This window comes from Coprococcus sp. LG101-27, assembly GCF_027695515.1.
GTDB lineage: Bacteria > Bacillota > Clostridia > Lachnospirales > Lachnospiraceae > Allocoprococcus > Allocoprococcus comes.
In genome coordinates, this window is sequence record NZ_JAQEUJ010000001.1 from 265,258 (window position 1) to 283,248 (window position 17,991).

A 17,991-nucleotide genomic window follows, 5' to 3' on the forward strand; every position below is an offset into this window, starting at 1 on the left:
TTATAAGTAGTCATGTTTGGCAAGAACATTCAGGATGTTACGTCCTTCTTCTGTACCTTCGATGATACGGCGGGCACGTACACTGTCACCGATGTTCATGATTTCAACATCTTCATCTTCGAATTCTTTACGGACTGCATCGAGGATCGGAGCGTTTGCTCTCATACCAAGACATACAAATCCATAATCAAATAGCATTTCTTCTTCATTTCCTTCTGGTGTTTTAACAAGGAAGGAATCTGCTTTAACTTCAAGAAGAGCAGTATTCGGACACTGTTTTACACCATATTTATCCATCAGTGCAAAGGTTCCGACTTTGGATACCGGATCAATTCCGTTACCGATTACCGGCATCATTTCCACAATGCTTACATCAGCGCCACGTGGAGCAAAGAATTCTACTACGTCAAGACCTACGGCACCGCCACCGATAACAACGACTTTTTTACCTTTCAGATCTTCTGGATATTCCATAACATGGTTGATCATATTTGTAATAGAAGAAACTTTTCCGCCCTCTTTGTCAATATTCTCATGAAGACCCTTGATCGGTGGAAGGAGCGGATTAGAACCGGTAGCATTTACAATAATGTTCGGGTTCATGCTTCTGATCATTTCAATCGTAGCTTCCGTGTTCTTGAAGATGAACAGGTTTTTCAGCTTGCTTGCGCGATGGATCAGATAGTTCGGGAAGTCAGCAAGTCTCTTCTTATCCGGGATCTTGGAGATCAGGGCGGCAAGTCCGCCGAGTTCCGGTTTCTTCTCGATCAGGAAAGTAGTGCATCCAACCTCGGCAGCTGTACATGCAGCTTCCAGTCCGGCAGTACCACCACCGATCACAACAACGTTGCAAGGCTTGTTGATTTTCTGCTTTTTGTAATCTTCGCCGCCATTTACAGACGGGTTAACAGTACAACGGATCGGACGGTTGATTCCGATACGGTGTCCTGCACATCCGATGTTACAAGAAATACATTTACGGATATCACATTCATCACCGAATTCTACTTTATTTACCCATTCCGGATCAGCGATCAGTCCACGTCCCATACCGATCAGGTCAGCATCGCCTTTTGCAAGAATATCTTCAGCAACCTGTGGGTTACGGATGTTACCCATTGTCATACATGGTTTGCCGTAACGTTCTTTTACAGCTTTTGCCATATAAGAACGCCATCCATCCGGAAGGTAATTGGCATCAATCTGGTACTGGATGGATCCGTTCAGACCGGCAGATACGTCGAATACGTCAACTTCTTCCTGGAAGTACTGCAGGTAATCAAGACAGTCATCCAAAGTATTTCCGCCTTCCATAAATTCATCCGCACTGATACGAACAAAGATAGGGAAGAATGGTCCAACCTGTCTTCTAACTTCTTCAATAACAAGTTTTGCAAGTCTTGCACGGTTTTCTAAAGATCCGCCGAATTCGTCTGTTCTCTTATTTGTAAGAGGTGAAAGGAACTGGCTTATAAGGTAAGAATGTCCTGCGTGGATTTCTACAGCGTCAAACCCTGCGATCTGAGCACGTTTTGCGGCTTCACCGTATTTTTTAACAATATGCATGATTTCATCTTTTTCCAGTGGACGCGGGATTTCACCGCCTGCTTTTGAAGGAACATCAGAAGCAGAAACCGGCTGCATATTGATACGTGCTGACTGTGCAGAAGCACCGGCATGATTGATCTGGATTGCAATGCAGGATCCATGTTTGTGTACTGTTTCGCAAAGTTTGAAAAGTCTTGGAATGTAATTATCCTGATCGATACGAAGCTGTGTGGTTCCGTTAGATCCCTGTGGAGAATCAACGCTGGCGTTCTCTACGATGAGAAGTCCTGTGCCGCCTTTTGCACGCTGCTCGTAATAATTGATATGAAGAAAACTCATTTCACCATTCTGTTCACCGTAGTTGGTTCCCATTGGAGTCATGACGATACGGTTCTTGACCGTCATATGTTTGATGGTAAATGGCTCGAAAATGTGTTTGTATTTGCTTTTCATTAGAAATTCCTCCGTAAAAATGACTTAATAATCAAAATAAAATGATATGAGTGTCAAAAGTAAATTTTGCCACTCACTGATGTAATCGGATTGCTCCATTGCTATGCAATTCCTGCAATCCTCAAAAAATCTTAGTCACGCGAGGTTGTCTTATACCGGCTTGGGCGTACCGGTTTTTGTTAAATCCATTATAACTACAAAAAACTGAAAAATACAAATTGAAAATACATAGAAAAATAATAGAATATAACTATAGAAACATTGAAAAAGATAAAAATGAAATTATACCAGGAAGACGAGAAAAAGGAAAAAGATAGACAATTTAAACAAAACTATAGAATAATTAAATAATTTATGCTATGTTTAATATAAGAACAGGAAAGAGGGTGATGATTTTATGAATCTGAATCAGTTGCATTACTTTGTGACACTAGCACATATAGAACACTATACCAGAGCGGCGGAAATGCTGTCCATTACGCAGCCAAGTCTCAGCCATGCCATCAGTATGCTGGAGCAGGAGCTTGAGACAAACCTGTTTGAAAAAAGAGGGCGTAACGTTGTACTGACAAAGTACGGAAAAGTATTTCTGGAATATGTAGAAGAAGCTTTAAAGATTCTGGACAGTGGTGTAAAAAAGACAAGGGCGTTGACAAGTGACACCGGCGGGGTGATCGATCTCGCATATATTTTTACGCTTGGAAGTGTATTTGTTCCACAGCTTGTAGGCGGTTTTTTGAAGGAACACGAAGACTGGGATGTGAATTTCCGTTTTTCTGTCGGAAATACGACAGAGATTATACAGGGGTTGAAAGAGGAGAAGTATGACATCGCTTTCTGCTCGCGAAAAGAAAAAGAATCCGGGATTGATTTTGTACCGATCGCTAAGGAAAAATTGGTTGTTGTTGTTCCAAGAGACCATGAGCTTGCCGGAAGAGGATCTGTTGATCTGAAGGAAACACTTCTTTATCCCCAGGTATATTTCACCAAGAACAGCGGGCTCAGACCGGTGATCGACCAGTTGTTTGAACAGACCGGAGGGACGCCGAAGATAGCATATGAGATTCTGGAAGATGCATCGATGGCAGGTCTTGTGGCAGAAAATTTTGGAATTGCGGTAATGCCGGAGATTCCTATACTTAAAAATCTGAATGTAGATGTACTGGATATTGAGAATCCACCATATGAACGTTATATATATCTGGCGAAGCTGAAGGAAAAATATCTGGCGCCGGTTGTAAAAGAATTTATTGAATATGTAAAAGAAAGCAATGGGAAGGCACTTTAATAGGTCTTCCCATCTCTTTTGACAAACTGGATGAAACGTTTGACAGCGGGAATCTGGTATTTGTCGCGGATGTATCCCATATAAACGGTGTGGGTAAGGTCTGCATCGGCAAGCGGGAGTACGGTTACATTTGCCTGATCAACCGCATCGACCCTGGCAACAAGGGCGATTCCGAAATCTTCGGCAACCAGGGCAGCAATTGCGTTTTCATCCGGACACTCACAGATGATGTTTACCTTCAGCTTCTTTTCTTTATAGAAGTTACGGGTGAAGCCACCGAGTCCGGAATAGCGGTCATACCCGATCAGAGGATAGTCGGTAAGGTCACTGCAACAGACGGATTCTTTCTGGACAAGAGGATGTTCTTTTGGAGTAATTACAACCATATTCTGGTTCAGAATGGGTACAAAGGAAATATCCGGTTCATTCGCAACGAAAGAACCAAAGATCACATCGTGGCGGTCGGATTTGAGCCCCTGGATCATATCTGCAGTGTGCGTTTGGTTAAAATTGAAGGTTACATGCTTGTTACGGTCTATATCCAGGAAGGATCGCACTGTATGCGGAATATAGTAGTTTGCCAGCGGAAATACATAGGCGATATCAATATGTCCGCCGCTTCCGGCAAGCTGCTTCATCTTATGCTCGGCAATATGTACCTCCTCGAGGATCCGGTTGACATGTTCCAGGAAGGCGCGGCCGGATTTGGTGAGGACAACATTGCGTCCATGATGTTCAAAAAGCATCAGTCCAAGTTCTTCTTCCAGAAGCGACATGGACCGGCTGAGGCTTGGCTGGGAGATCTTAAGTAATTCTGCAGCCTGTCGGAAATGCTGCAGGGTTGCTACTTTTTGGAAATATTCAAGCTGATTTAGCGTCATGGTAAAAAATCCTTTCTATATTATATAAAATAATCATACCATAACTGATGCCAAAAAGCTATCAAAAACGCATATAAGATGTATTTGAACTATCAAATGATATCGTCTATAATTTAACTATCAAGAGGTTGTTTAAAAATTAACAAAAATTGGGCAAACGTTAAAAACATTCTCAAAGAACAAAGAAATAAATTTCGATGGAAGAAGAAAAGGAGAACAAATCATGGCAGAGAGAATTACAGGACACACAGAACTTATCGGACTTATGGCTTATCCAATCAGACATTCAAGCTCACCGGCAATGCATAATGAAGCATTTGCTTACCTTGGACTGGATTATGCTTACCTTGCATTTGAAGTTGACAACAGCACACTGGAAGATGCAGTAAAAGGACTTCGTGCTCTGAAAATGGTAGGATCTAACGTGTCTATGCCAAATAAAACAGTTGTTGGACAGTATCTGGACAAATTATCTCCGGCAGCAGAGCTTTGTGGAGCAGTTAACACAATCGTAAATGAAGATGGTGTTTTAACAGGACACATCACAGACGGCATCGGATTCATGCAGGCATTAAAAGATAACGATATCGATGTGATCGGAAAGAAGATGACAATCGCAGGCGCAGGCGGAGCTGCTACAGCAATTGAAATCCAGGCTGCACTTGACGGCGTAAAAGAAATCTCTATTTTCAATATTCATGATAAATTCTGGGCAAATGCTGAAGAAACAGTAAGAAAGATCAATGAAAAGACAAATTGCAAAGCTACTCTTTACGATCTGGATGACAAAGAAAAATTAAGAGAAGAAATGAACGATTCATACATCTTCGTAAACGGAACAGGTGTTGGTATGAAACCACTGGAAGGAATGTCAGTTGTACCGGATAAATCATTCTTCCGTCCGGAACTTATTGTTATTGATGTTCCTTACTCACCACTGGAAACAAAGATGCGTTCTATGGCAAAAGAAGTTGGATGTAAGACAATGAACGGTCTTGGAATGATGTTATTCCAGGGAGCAGCAGCATTCAAACTCTGGACAGGAAAAGAAATGCCGATCGAACACATGAAAGAAGTATTAAACATCAGATACGATGATTAATACCCGGCAGGCTTGTATTGAATTTAAGAAGAAATCGAAAAATTTGAAAAACAGGAATGTGAGGAAAAGAGATGAATAAGAAATACATACCCAGCGCCCTGATCCTTTATTTAAACTACTTTATCCATGGTGTCGGATGTTCCATCCTTGGACAGGCAGTCATCAAGGAAGCACTTGCTGCTTCCTGGGGCGTAGAAGTTATGGCAATCACTGCAATTTCAGCAGCACTCGGACTTGGACGTCTGATCGCGCTTCCGTTCGCCGGACCGCTTTCTGACAAACTCGGACGTCGTATTTCAACAGCGATCGGTAGTGGATCCTATGCAATCTACCTGATCGGACTTGCACTTGCATTTAATGCAGGAACAAATGGCGGATACCAGATCGCATATATCTGTGCAATCGTTGGTGGTATCGCAAACTCTTTCCTGGATACAGGAATTTACCCGGCTGTTTCAGAAATCATTTACAAAGCACCGGGCGTTGCAACTATGGGGATCAAATTCTTTATTTCTGTATCGCAGATGCTTTTACCGTTCGTACTTGGTGTAACTGTCGCTACAACAGCAACAGGAGCAACCTCTTACAACACACTGTTCTATGCATGTGGAATCGCTTATCTTGTACTTCTGGTACTGGTTATGATCTTCCCACTCCCGGATACAGATCAGAAAGCAGCGGGAAAGAAAGAAGGCCTGATCGACAGCTTAAAGCATACCCATTTCTCTGTAGAATCCATCGCAATGATCCTGATCGGATTCACATGTACAGGTACCTTCCAGTTATGGCTGAACTGTGCACAGAACTTTGCAAAAGAGAATGTTGGCTGGGCTGATCCGTCCATCATGCAGACATACTATTCAGCAGGAACAATGCTTGCACTCGTTGTAACTGCACTTTTAACAAGAAAGATCAAAGACGTAAGATTTATCCTGGGATACCCGGTAATCTGTCTTGTAACAATGATCACTGTTCTGGTTGGAAAGAGCCAGACACTTATGATTGCAGGTGCATTCCTGATCGGATGGGCAGGAGCAGGCGGACTTCTTCAGATCGCAACTTCTGTATGCAACATGCTTTTCCCGAAGATCAAAGGAACTGTAACAGCACTTGTTATGATCGCATCTTCCCTGTGTAACTACACCATCCTTACAGCAGCATCCAAAATGCAGCCGTCACAGGTTATGGTTATGAATATCGTTCTTACAGCAGTTGGAGTCCTTCTTGGATTATTTGTAAACTTACGTTATACTAAGATGGTAGAACAGGCTCAGGCTGACAACTAGAAAAAGGAGAAAACAGACATGAGTAAATATGTAGAAGTTCGTGGCGTTAAGATCGGTGAAGGAGTACCGAAAATCTGTGTACCGATCGTCGGAAAGACAAAAGAAGAAATTCTTGCAGCAGCAAGATCTTTTGAGGATGTTGCGCTTGATGTTGTAGAATGGCGTGTAGACTGGTTCGAAGGTGTATTTGACTTCGCACAGGTTGAAGATGTATTAAAAGACCTTCGTCCGGCACTTGGCGAAACTCCGATTCTTTTCACATTCCGTACTTCTAAAGAAGGCGGCGAAAAAGCAATCGAAGCTGACGCATATGCAGAGCTGAACAAGAAAGCAGCAGCAACAGGACTGGTTGACCTTGTGGATGTAGAAGCATTTACAGGGGACGAAGTTGTAAAAGATATCATCGAAGGCGCGCATGCACACGGCGTAAAAGTCGTTGCATCCAACCATGACTTCGATAAGACACCGGACAAAGACGATATCGTAGGACGCCTTGTGAAAATGCAGGAACTCGGCGCAGATATCCCGAAAATTGCAGTAATGCCACAGTGCAAAAAGGATGTACTTATACTTCTTGAAGCAACACGTGAAATGGCAGAAGAACATGCAGACCGTCCGATCATTACAATGTCTATGGCAGGTACCGGACTGATCAGTCGCCTGTGCGGTGAAGTATTCGGTTCAGCACTTACTTTCGGGGCAGTAGGAAAAGCTTCTGCACCTGGACAGATGAATGCATCAGATTTAAGAGAAATCCTGACTCTGATCGATAAGAGCATCTAGTGAAGAAACATCCGGAGAAGTCCTGTGGCGGATCCGTTATGTTTAACCTGAATGAAGAGTGAAAAAGGCAGGATAAAGACCCGCAGTCATACCGGGGATTCCGGTGGATTGCGGGCCTTTATCATATTCTGGTTTTGTTAAAAAACTAACCAATTTCTGAAAATGAAAAATTGTAGAAAATTTTGCTATTTAAAGAGATAAAAGCAAATAGAAAAAATAGACAAATTCTTCGGTAATTGATATCATTTTTGTATGATTATATGAAGGGAGGGCAAATGCGAATGAAGAAAACAGTAATCTGGCTGGATAACTATCTGGAAGAATTTATTATGGTGATAAGCCTGATTCTGATGACAGTGATCATGGGGATCCAGGTGTTTTCCAGATATGTACTCGGCTCAGCGCCGTCCTGGTCGGAGGAGATTACCCGTTACCTGTTTGTATGGTCGGGATTTTTGAGCGTCAGCTATTGCACAAAAAAATGTATTTCCATTAAGATCGAACAGTTTGTGTCAATTTTCCCACGAAGAGGGAAGGCACTTTTTAAATTGGTCAACCATACCTTTGAACTGATGGTATTTCTTTACCTGATACCGTTTGCGTTTAAGTATATGATGTCAGCAGTAGAGAGCGGACAGGTAAGTCCGGCGTGCCACATCCCGATGTATTATGTGCAGGCAGCACCGCTTGTAAGTTTTATCCTGGTAGCGATCCGTATTATCCAGCGGTGGTTTGCAGAATTAAAAGTAGTAAGAGAAAAAGATGAGAAAGGAGAAAAAGCATGCCGGCAGCAGTAGTATTTATCTTATTTGTAATCTGTCTGATCATTGCCATTCCGGTATCGATCGCGCTTACGATCGCATCGGTCCTTCCGGGTGCTTTTGATCCATCCTTCACAGCCAGCGGACAGTTTGTGATCCGTTCCATGCTGGGAGGGATTGACAGCTTTCCACTCCTTGCGGTTCCGATGTTCGTACTTTCCGGAATCATCATGGCAAGAGGAGGCATTTCTAAAAAATTATTTGATGTATTTTCCTATTTCCTTGGAAATCTGACAGCGGGTCTGCCGTGCGCGGTCATTGTAACCTGTCTGTTTTATGGTGCAATCTCAGGCTCCGGACCGGCGACGGTTGCAGCAGTCGGAAGTATGACGATCCCGATTCTGATCGAGCTTGGATACGATAAGGATTTTTCCGCGGCGATCGTAGCCGTGGCAGGTGGTCTTGGAGTTATTATTCCACCAAGTATTCCGTTTATCATGTTCGGAAGTGCTTCCGGTGAATCAGTAAGTGACCTGTTTATCGCAGGGATCATTCCGGGACTTCTGATCGGCGGACTTCTGATGGTCTATGCAGTTTATTACTGTAAAAAGAATGGAGAGGACAAAGAAAAGATCCAGAAAGTAGTCGGAGAACTTCATGAGAAAGGACTCCTGAAGGTTTTAAAAGAAAGCTTCTGGGCACTTTTGAGTCCGGTTATCATTCTGGGATGCATCTATTCCGGAATCGCATCGCCGACAGAAGCGGCAGTCATTTCAGTGTTTTACGCACTGATCGTCAGCCTGTTTATTTATAAGACGATGACGTTTAAAGATATCTGGCCGGCACTGGTGGAAGGCGTGCGCACCTATGCACCGATCATGTTTATCCTTGCAGCATCGATTGCATTTTCAAGAGTTCTGACTCTGATGCAGATCCCACAGATGGTAAGCACCTGGATCCTGACGCACTTTACCAATAAGATCGTCCTGCTTCTGGTGATCAATGTATTCCTTCTGATCGTGGGAATGGTCATGGATACCACACCGGCAATCCTGATCCTGACACCGATCCTTCTGCCGATCGTAACAGCAGTCGGCATGAATCCGATCCACTTTGGAATCATGATGGTTGTCAACCTTGCAATCGGATTTGTAACACCGCCGATCGGAGTCAATCTGTTTGTGGCAAGCTCGCTTACAGATATCCCGATCATGCGGATTTCCAAACATGCGATGCCAATGATCGGCTACTTCCTTGTTGCGCTTTTGTTAATTACATTTATCCCGGCGATCAGCCTGGCACTGATATAGGAGGTAGCAGCATGAAGAAAGCAGTAAGAATGGCGGTAGCGGCAGGAATGTGTGCGGCACTTGCACTCAGTGCGGGGTGTCAGAAAAAGACGGTTGCGGATGATGAAGTACAGCGATATGCATGGCCGCTTGCAACGGCAAGTCCGGAGGATACCGTAACACAGATCTATGCAGAAAAATTTGTGGAAGAAGTAGAAGAATTAAGTGATGGCAAGATGAAGATCCAGGTCTATCCGAACGGTACGATCGGAGGGGACAGGGAGCTTCTAGAGAGCTGTAAGGATGGGGATATTCCGTTTGTGATCCAGAATACCGCACCGCAGGTAACTTTCATGCCGGACCTTGCGGTGTTTGATATTCCGTGCCGATTCAGTACGATTGATGAAGTACGTGAAAAGGTAGATAATCCGGAGTTCTATGGGCTTCTGGAGGATGTCTATGAGAATGGCGGGTACAAGCTCCTTGGCTATGCAGACCAGGGCTTCCGTGTCATGTCAACGAACAAAAAGGTCGAATCATTGGCTGATTTTAAAGGACAGAAGATCCGTACCATGGAGAATTCCTACCATATGGATTTCTGGAAAAAACTGAAAGCATCTCCGACACCGATGAGTTTCAGTGAGGTGTATATCGGACTGCAGCAGGGAACCATTGATGCCCAGGAGAATCCATACGAGGTTATCGTATCCAACAAGCTTTATGAACAGCAGGATTATGTTGTGGAAACCAATCACCTGCCGCATCTGATCTCTCTGATCGTCAGTGATGAATTTTTTCAGGATCTGCCGGAAGATAAGCAGGCAATCCTTGTAGAAGCTGCTGAGATCGCCAAAGAAGAGGCTCGCCAGGCATCGGATGACCGGATTGCAGACAAGATCAAAGTAATTGAGGACAGTGGAACACAGATTGTTACACTTAGTGATGAACTGAGAGCGGAAATCCGTGAGGTAGTGCAGCCGGTTTACGATGAAATCGAGAAAAATGTGGATAAAAAACTCTATAATGCCTATATGAAATAGCAAAAAAATACGGAAAATCAGGGAAATCTGTAATTGATTGAAATTTTTTGTTGAAAAATAGAGTTTTTTATTATAGAATTATAAGTAATGTATATAAAAAGTAAAAGGAATGCCCCAGGGCATATATAAGGAGGATATTACAATGATTTCAGCAGGCGATTTTAGAAATGGTCTTACAGTACTGATCGAAGGTAACATTTATCAGATTCTGGAATTCCAGCATGTAAAACCGGGAAAGGGAGCAGCTTTCGTTAGAACAAAACTTAAAAACATCATCAGTGGTGGTGTAGTAGAAAAGACTTTCCGTCCGACAGAGAAATTCGATACCGCTCATATCGACAGAAAAGATATGCAGTATCTGTATTCTGATGGTGAACTCTATCACTTCATGGATGTTGAGACATTCGACCAGATCGCAGTTGATGGAGATACAGTAGGAGATTCCCTCAAGTTTGTAAAAGAGAACGAGATGGTTAAAGTATGTTCACATGAAGGTAACGTATTCTCAGTAGAGCCGCCGATCAGTGTGGAACTTGAAGTTACAGAGACAGAGCCGGGAGTAAAAGGTGATACAGCTACAGGTGCTACCAAACCGGCTATCGTTGAGACCGGAGCAAGTGTTCTTGTACCGCTTTTCGTTAACCAGGGTGACAAGATCAAAATTGATACCCGTACAGGAGAGTACAGCTCAAGAGCATAATCCTTTCGTCATAATTCACAAAATTAAGACAGAGATAAAAGCCGAAAGCAGAGGCAAGTCCTCATGCTTTCGGCTTTTTTGCATGTCAATGCCATTTTGGAGGGGAAAAGAATGTTCTTGTAATCTGAAAAAAGGGCAGATATAATTGGCAGTACACACCTGCTTGAATGCAGGTGATATTCAAATTATAAGCTGCCTTAAGATGGCAGAAAAGGTTCTTTGCGGCGCATGGCTTTTGGGAAGGAGAACGGATGAATTATACAGAATTTATGAATGCTATGTTATGCGAGATCAGAGGACAGGTAGATGCGCAGGTGAGGACGGAGCTGTACACCGTGACGAAGAATAATGGAACCAGAAGAACAGGGATTCTTTTTAAGCAGGAGGACAGCAACCTTGCACCGACGATCTATCTGGAGGAATTTTACCAGAAGTACCTGAAGGGGCAGCAGGTACCGGATCTGGCAGATTCCATTTGCAGTATTTATCAGGAGATTCGGGTGAAGAAGACCTGTGATTGTCAGAATCTGTTTGATTTTAATCATGTAAAAGAGCATATCGTGTACAAACTGATCCGGCGGGATGCTAACGAAGAACTGTTAAAGCAGATTCCTTATGAGCCGTTCCTGGATCTGGCAGTGGTCTATTATATCCAGATAGACAACACACGCTTTGGCTCGGCGGCGATCCAGATCCGCAACGAGCATCTACGCTACTGGCGTGTAGAAAAGGAAGAGATCCGCCGTCTTGCCGAGAAGAATACACCGCGGATCTATCCGGTGCAGATCCGGCAGATTGTGCGCTTTATGTATGTGGCGACGAACGAGCAGTGCAGTCTGGGGGCAGCAGTGATGCGGTATCCGGATTTCCGGGAAAAGGTCAGGGGGATGATCAGAGGGGATTTCTATATCCTGCCAAGCAGTATCCATGAAGTGATACTGGTGCCGAAAAGCTTTGGACTGGAGCCGGAGCGGATGCAGGAGATGGTAAAAGAGATCAATCAGACCGGAGTGGCACCGGAGGAAGTACTTTCGGATTCCGTGTATTACTTTGATGGGGAGGAGATTCGGATCGTGGCGAAGTAGGGATAGATTATAAACGTGTATAGAGTAGGGAAAATTGACAGGGAAATATACCATTGTATAGCAGAGGATATAGTAACAGATGAAGTTATTATAACTGTTGTGCAGATTATGCATATTCGGGAAAGACATCCCAATGATTATGAACTTTTTTCTACATACTTTGACGAGATAATACGGGATCCGGATTATATAATTGAAGCGAAGAAACCCAATACAGCGTTGATACTAAAAGAAATTAAGGACGTTAAAGAAGTATTTAAAATGGTTTTACGTTTGATTACATCAAAGGATAATCTGGACTACAAAAATTCAATTATCACATTTATGAAAATAGATGATAAGGAATGGAACAGGCTGCTGCGCAACAAGAAAATTCTTTACAAAAGAGAATAATATTGATATACTGAATGTAGAGAAAAATTCATTCATATGATTATCTAAGGTGGAAGATTTCGTGCGATCCACACGCCGATGGTATAGACAGGGGAAACCTGAGAGATGCAGGAGAAGCGCACGCCTGCTGGATAATCATTTGAAGAAGACTTAAAGAGGTGTCGCAGGTTTGCGGCACCTTTTTGTGTATACGATGAGCCAAGTGCAGATTTGTGCTTGCACAAGAATCTGTATTTTGCGAATGTACATCACCTGGCTGTTAAGCGAGATGGTGTACAAAGTATACGAATCAAGTAGGAGTCAGCTTACGTAATCATACAATAGAAATAAAGAAAGGAATTCCGAGCATGAACACAGAAATTTTAGTAATTGAAGATGACGACCTGGTAAGACAGGGAATCGTAGACATCCTGGAACTAAAGGGATGGAATGCGGTTGCAGCGAAGTCTTGTAGCGAAGCACTCGTAAGGATTCGAGGAGAAGAATATATGCTGTATGTACTGGATATGAAGCTGCCAGACGGGAACGGAATCATGCTCTGCAGGGAGATCCGCAGATATACAGACAATCCCATTCTTTTCTTATCAGCCTATGACAGTGAAGAATTTATCGTAGAAGGATTTGAAGCGGGAGCAAATGACTATGTGATCAAGCCTTTCCGCACATTTGAATTTATTGCGAGAATCAAGGCTTTGCTGCGACGTACCGGTATGCAAAACGGCAAGAAAGTGAAAAAAGGAATCAAAAGCGGAGAATATGAACTGGATTTGCAGAAGCAGATTTTGCAGAAGGATGGTGTCCGAATCGATCTTACAAGGACCGAATATCAGATTCTGTGCAGCCTTCTTGCAAACGCACCGAATCTTGTTGCGAGGGAGTTCCTGTTGGACACGATCTGGGATTTCAATGAAAATTATATCGATGACAATACCTTGTCTGTACATATGAACAGGCTGAGAAAGAAGCTGACTGCAGAAAATGAGCAGGATCCGATTGAGACAAAGCGTGGAGTTGGTTATGCATGGACGCTGAAAGCTGAGGATGTGTATGATGAGATCTGAGAGAAAGACGGAGAAATGGAGAATACCGGGAAAATGGACTCTGATTTTTCTTTTGATATTGCTGGCTTTTTATGGATACCAGAATATTCTTGCAGAAAATTATGAAAGACAGGTTGTTTCCTGGATCGGACAGACAGAAAAAGACAGAACGGTTTCTGCCTTTACAGAACCGGATGAAGAAGCATATCAGAAGGGCTGCGAGGCATTGAAAGAGGCAGGGTATGAAGAGACAGGAAAAATCTGGCTGGAAAAGAGAATCCGAAGTTACGGAATAGGTGTGTTTGTGGCTGCGATCGGCATCATCTGCATTGTTGGTTTGCTGACAGAACTGCACATGGAGAAAAGACGGAAAAAAGCACTGGATAATCAATTGGCAGAAAAAGACAGGGAACTGGAAGCAAAGCTGGCGGAAGAAAAAGAATTTCTGCATCGTGACCGGCAGAAAATGGGAACTTACATGGAAAATATTTCCCATCAGCTAAAAACACCGATCGCGGGAACACTTCTGAATCTGGAGGTGCTTCTTGTGACAGAAGAGGATGAAAAACGGTATCAGAAGCTGGAAGACTGTGTGAAAAAGGTGCAATGGATGTCCGATATGACGATCGTGCTTCTTAGGCTTGCGCAGATTGATTCCGGGAAAATCTGGATGAAGCGGAAAAAAGAAAATCTGACCGGACTGATCGAAGAATGTATAGACAGAACACAGCCTTTAGCGGAAGAAAAAGGAGTTGGATTTGAAATGGATGTTCCAAAAGAATGCCTGCTTTCCTGCGACGGATTCTGGCTGAAAGAGGCAATGGAAAATGTACTGAAAAATGCCGTAGAATATGCAGATACAGGAAGCCTGATTCAGATTCTGCTGAAAGAAGATACGGACTATTATAAGCTGTATATCACCAATCGGGGAAAACGGATTAAAGAAGAGAAAAGAGAGCTGATTTTTGACCGTTTCTACCAGATGGAACAGGGAAGTGGAATCGGAATTGGTCTGCATTTGGCAAGGGAAATTGTCACGCTCCATCAGGGAACACTGAAGGTTGTGGATCGAAGCGGCTTGGAGGAGGCGACAACCTTCCAGTTTATACTGCCGAAGATGATCGCAAAAGATCATGCACAGGAAGAAATAAATCTTACGATTTCGTAAGATTGGGGTAAGTGAATCGAAAGACTGATCTGATATAGTAAGACTAACAAATGAAGGAGGTGGCAGAAGATGAAAACCGTAATCAGACTGGACAAGGTAAGCAAAAGCTATACCCTTGGTGAAAAGAAAATCACAGCATTAAAGGAGTTTTCTTTTGAAGTGAAAAGCGGTGAATTTGTGGCAGTGATGGGACGAAGCGGATCCGGGAAATCTACTTTTCTTAAGATTGCAGGAACACTGGAAAAGCCAGATACCGGAGCAGTCTTCTTGAATGGAATACAGATTAACGGGCTTTCCCAAAAGAAGATCTGCAAGATCCGGCAGAAGAAAATCGGGTTTATTTTCCAACAGTATCAGTTACTGCCGGAGTATACGATCTGGGATAATGTATGCATGCCGCTTTATATCGCGCATACGGTACCGGATAAAGCTTATATCCGACAGCTTCTTGAAAAGGTCGGATTATGGGACAGGAACGGAGATTATCCGGATCAGTTATCTGGTGGAGAGCAGCAGAGAGTGGCAATTGCCCGTGCAATGGCAGCAAAGCCGGGAGTGATCCTTGCGGATGAACCGACCGGGAATCTGGACTATCAGACCGGACAGGAGATCATGAAACTGATCTGCGCATCCAGAGAGCTTTACCGTCAGACAATTGTCATGGTGACACATGATATGGACAGTGCCAATTATGCGGACAGGATTGTGTATATGGAAGATGGTGCATTGCGATGAAAAGAGAGAAAAGACATGGAATTGAACGGGAACTCAGTATAAAAAGAATCCGCAGCCAGAAGAAATACAGCATCCTGATTGTCTCCGTCCTGCTTCTTACCTGCACACTGGCCCAGATTGGCTTCCAGATGTCGGAAGGACTGAAAGCGGCATATATCGAGAATCGTAAAGCGGTATATGGGGAATGGGAACAGGTATTTGTGGATATGGATGAAAGCTCGGTGAAAGTAGCAGAAGAGAATCCATTTCTTGCACAGAGCGGGAAAATAAGTATCTATGGGGCGATTGCCGGAGATTATCTGGAAAACCGTCAGATGAATATCGGGACGATGGACGAGACGGCGTGGAAGCTTGGCAGACTGGAAATGAAAGAAGGACGCCTGCCGGAAAATGAGCATGAGATCGCAATGGAATACAGTACACTTCGCTCACTTGGATATGAGGAGATGCTTGGAAAAGAGATTACACTGGATATTACACCGGCGCTTTCCATTCTGGAGCAGGGGGAATCAAAAAGCTATTCGTATACTTTATGCGGGATCCTAAAAGATTATCAGATAAACTGGGAAATCTGCAACCGGCATCGGTTTCCAACTGGAATTGTGACACAGGAAGGCGGGAACAGGATCGGCTCTGTTCAGGATATGCATATGCTTGTAAAAGCGAAAGAAGGCAGTGAAAGTGTTTATAAAGATCTGAAAGACAGCGAAGAATTTACCTGCGGCATGGATGACAATGTGGAACAGGACAAACTTTCTGATGTAAGTCTTCCGTATATGGATTTTCTGGAAAATATCCGTTTGCTGGTTGGTGGTGCGTCGATCTGTATCCTGTTTCTTACGGTATCGCGTTCGATTATCTCAAGAGAACAGTTCTGGAGGTTCCTGGATGCACTTGGGATGAGAAGAGGGCAGATGTACCAGATTATTTTCTGGGAAGCAGTTCTGTTTGGTGCAGGAGCTGTTATTGTTGGAAATCTTGCAGGGATTGGGATTTACCAGCTGGTTATCCCTGCTTTTGAAAAGATAACCGAGCAGACATTACCACAGGCGATTGCATGGGAAGGAGTCCTTTTTGGAACTGGCTTCAGTATCTTATGTATTGCTGCAAGTTATGGACTCAGTGCAGTACAGCTTCGCATACTTCTGAAAGAAAAAAAGAAGAAAGTTCAGAAAAGAAGGGGAAAGTACAGGAAGATCGTCCGGTTCACGCCGGGAAGAGTTTTACTTCATAAATGGCAGATGCATCGTGTGCGTAAGAGTGTAGAAATTGTTCTTCTGGCAAGTGCTTTGCTGATCGTGGGATTTGGAAAGATGGAAATATCAACCAGACAGGAAGAACTGAAAGTATATCAAAGGCTGACAGGAAATGGATACTATTTGAGTACAATGGAGATTACGAATTCTCCGGGAATTTCCAGGCAGACAGTTGATAAACTGGAACAGGTTGCCGGAGTAACTTCTGTAGAACAATATCATAACAATGAAAAAGAGGAGTTCTGGATTGATCTGTCAGAATATGCTGAAAGCGAGTATTTTCAGAAAGTAGTCGAAACATTGGTGGCATATCTGAATGAGACATCAATAAAGGAAAAGATATCTATTGAGAAAGTAAGATTGTCTTTGCTTACAATAGACAGATGGCAGGATATACAGCGTTTTCTGAGAAATCTGGATGAAGGCAGCCTGACAAAAGAAGAATTTGAACAGGGAGATTTTTGCATTCTGGATCTTACAGAGTTGCAGGAATATGACGGAAAATATCTGAGTGCATTCAGCCCGGACGGACAAGGAATATCAGAAGATACGGTACAGGTTGGTGATGAACTTCCGGTTTATACATTGAATGAGAATGGAAGTAGAAACGAAAATCCGATTCCAGTAACAGCGATTTTACGTGGCATGAAGGAAGAAGATGTGCGGAATCCACAGATAGGTGGATCTGGTATATCGATGATTGTTGGAAAGAATTTTTGGAAGAAATTTGGGAAAAGCAGAATTATGGAATATGATCAGATCGTAAAAATTCTGGTATCGGATGATGCGGATGCGTATGATACGGAAGGGCATATTCTAAGTATTTTAAAACAGGGAACAGCTGTAAATGTGCAGAATAACCATGAAGAGTATAAGAAAATACGTCAGGAATTATATTCCTTTATAGGAATGTACAGCATTTTTGCAGTGTTTTACATGATTCTGATTTCCATAGTTTTGTATCAGATGTTTCTTGCGGAGAAGCAGGAAGAAAAAAGAGAAGGGGAAATCTTACAGTCACTTGGAATGGAAGAAAAGTTCCTGAAGAAAATGCATCGGATAGAAGTTCTTTGGATGACGGGATGCGCAGGAGTGATTGGAGTTCTTACGTTATGGGGTGCTTGCCGACTGATATAGAGGAGGCTTCAAGATGAAGAAAACCTATATCCTATATTGCTGCATA

At 43.1% G+C, this 17,991-nt stretch carries 16 protein-coding genes; 14 read left to right on the forward strand and 2 right to left on the reverse strand.

Features of this window, described 5'->3' with window-relative positions; genetic code table 11:
• Nucleotides 1-2,001: an oxidoreductase gene (locus PG766_RS01330; RefSeq protein ID WP_117834069.1), complete on the reverse strand. Its 2,001-nt coding sequence runs from the start codon at nucleotides 1,999-2,001 to the stop codon at nucleotides 1-3.
• A gap of 397 nt (nucleotides 2,002-2,398) precedes the next feature.
• Between PG766_RS01330 and PG766_RS01335 the strand changes: the two genes are divergently transcribed.
• Nucleotides 2,399-3,289: a LysR family transcriptional regulator gene (locus PG766_RS01335; RefSeq protein WP_270590291.1), complete on the forward strand. Its 891-nt coding sequence runs from the start codon at nucleotides 2,399-2,401 to the stop codon at nucleotides 3,287-3,289.
• On the opposite strand, the gene PG766_RS01340 is transcribed toward PG766_RS01335, so the two are convergent.
• Nucleotides 3,286-4,170 (reverse strand): LysR family transcriptional regulator, encoded by an 885-nt coding sequence (locus tag PG766_RS01340; RefSeq protein ID WP_270590292.1) that lies wholly within the window; start codon nucleotides 4,168-4,170, stop codon nucleotides 3,286-3,288. The two genes, PG766_RS01335 and PG766_RS01340, sit on opposite strands and share 4 nt — an antisense overlap.
• A 223-nt stretch (nucleotides 4,171-4,393) precedes the next feature.
• On the opposite strand from PG766_RS01340, the gene PG766_RS01345 reads away from it, so the two are divergent.
• The 13 genes from PG766_RS01345 to PG766_RS01405 all read left to right on the forward strand — a co-directional run bounded on the left by PG766_RS01345 (nucleotide 4,394) and on the right by PG766_RS01405 (nucleotide 17,945).
• Nucleotides 4,394-5,272, forward strand: a complete 879-nt coding sequence (locus PG766_RS01345; protein ID WP_008375048.1) for a shikimate dehydrogenase — start codon at nucleotides 4,394-4,396, stop codon at nucleotides 5,270-5,272.
• Between the two features lie 71 nt (nucleotides 5,273-5,343).
• Entirely contained in the window at nucleotides 5,344-6,558 is a 1,215-nt protein-coding gene (locus tag PG766_RS01350; protein ID WP_195368720.1) for an MFS transporter, read from the forward strand.
• Nucleotides 6,559-6,576: 18 nt separating this feature from the next.
• Nucleotides 6,577-7,341, forward strand: a complete 765-nt coding sequence (gene aroD, locus PG766_RS01355; RefSeq protein WP_270590293.1) for a type I 3-dehydroquinate dehydratase — start codon at nucleotides 6,577-6,579, stop codon at nucleotides 7,339-7,341.
• 281 nt (nucleotides 7,342-7,622) lie between these two features.
• A complete protein-coding gene (locus tag PG766_RS01360) occupies nucleotides 7,623-8,138 on the forward strand; it encodes a TRAP transporter small permease (RefSeq protein WP_270590294.1) in 516 nt (171 codons plus the stop codon).
• A complete protein-coding gene (locus tag PG766_RS01365; protein WP_055260595.1) occupies nucleotides 8,123-9,412 on the forward strand; it encodes a TRAP transporter large permease in 1,290 nt (429 codons plus the stop codon). Before PG766_RS01360 ends, PG766_RS01365 begins: the two co-directional genes overlap by 16 nt.
• 11 nt (nucleotides 9,413-9,423) lie before the next feature.
• Nucleotides 9,424-10,431, forward strand: a complete 1,008-nt coding sequence (locus tag PG766_RS01370; RefSeq protein ID WP_270590296.1) for a TRAP transporter substrate-binding protein — start codon at nucleotides 9,424-9,426, stop codon at nucleotides 10,429-10,431.
• A 142-nt stretch (nucleotides 10,432-10,573) separates the two neighbouring features.
• A complete protein-coding gene (gene efp / locus PG766_RS01375) occupies nucleotides 10,574-11,131 on the forward strand; it encodes an elongation factor P (RefSeq protein WP_022220387.1) in 558 nt (185 codons plus the stop codon).
• Between the two features lie 251 nt (nucleotides 11,132-11,382).
• Nucleotides 11,383-12,216, forward strand: coding sequence for a DUF5688 family protein (locus PG766_RS01380; protein WP_270590298.1), 834 nt, complete (start codon nucleotides 11,383-11,385; stop codon nucleotides 12,214-12,216).
• Between the two features lie 15 nt (nucleotides 12,217-12,231).
• Entirely contained in the window at nucleotides 12,232-12,609 is a 378-nt protein-coding gene (locus PG766_RS01385) for a PBECR2 nuclease fold domain-containing protein (protein WP_055155615.1), read from the forward strand.
• A 347-nt stretch (nucleotides 12,610-12,956) separates the two neighbouring features.
• The gene (locus tag PG766_RS01390; protein ID WP_008375063.1) at nucleotides 12,957-13,670 is read left to right on the forward strand and encodes a response regulator transcription factor; all 714 of its coding nucleotides are present in this window, start codon (nucleotides 12,957-12,959) and stop codon (nucleotides 13,668-13,670) included.
• Nucleotides 13,657-14,817, forward strand: a complete 1,161-nt coding sequence (locus tag PG766_RS01395; protein ID WP_207662338.1) for a sensor histidine kinase — start codon at nucleotides 13,657-13,659, stop codon at nucleotides 14,815-14,817. The genes PG766_RS01390 and PG766_RS01395 overlap by 14 nt, the downstream gene beginning before the upstream one ends.
• Before the next feature lie 69 nt (nucleotides 14,818-14,886).
• Nucleotides 14,887-15,552 (forward strand): ABC transporter ATP-binding protein, encoded by a 666-nt coding sequence (locus PG766_RS01400; RefSeq protein WP_117556084.1) that lies wholly within the window; start codon nucleotides 14,887-14,889, stop codon nucleotides 15,550-15,552.
• On the forward strand, nucleotides 15,549-17,945 hold the full coding sequence (locus tag PG766_RS01405; protein ID WP_118198370.1) for an ABC transporter permease: 2,397 nt from the start codon (nucleotides 15,549-15,551) through the stop codon (nucleotides 17,943-17,945). The genes PG766_RS01400 and PG766_RS01405 overlap by 4 nt, the downstream gene beginning before the upstream one ends.
• The last annotated feature ends 46 nt before the right edge of the window (nucleotides 17,946-17,991 follow it).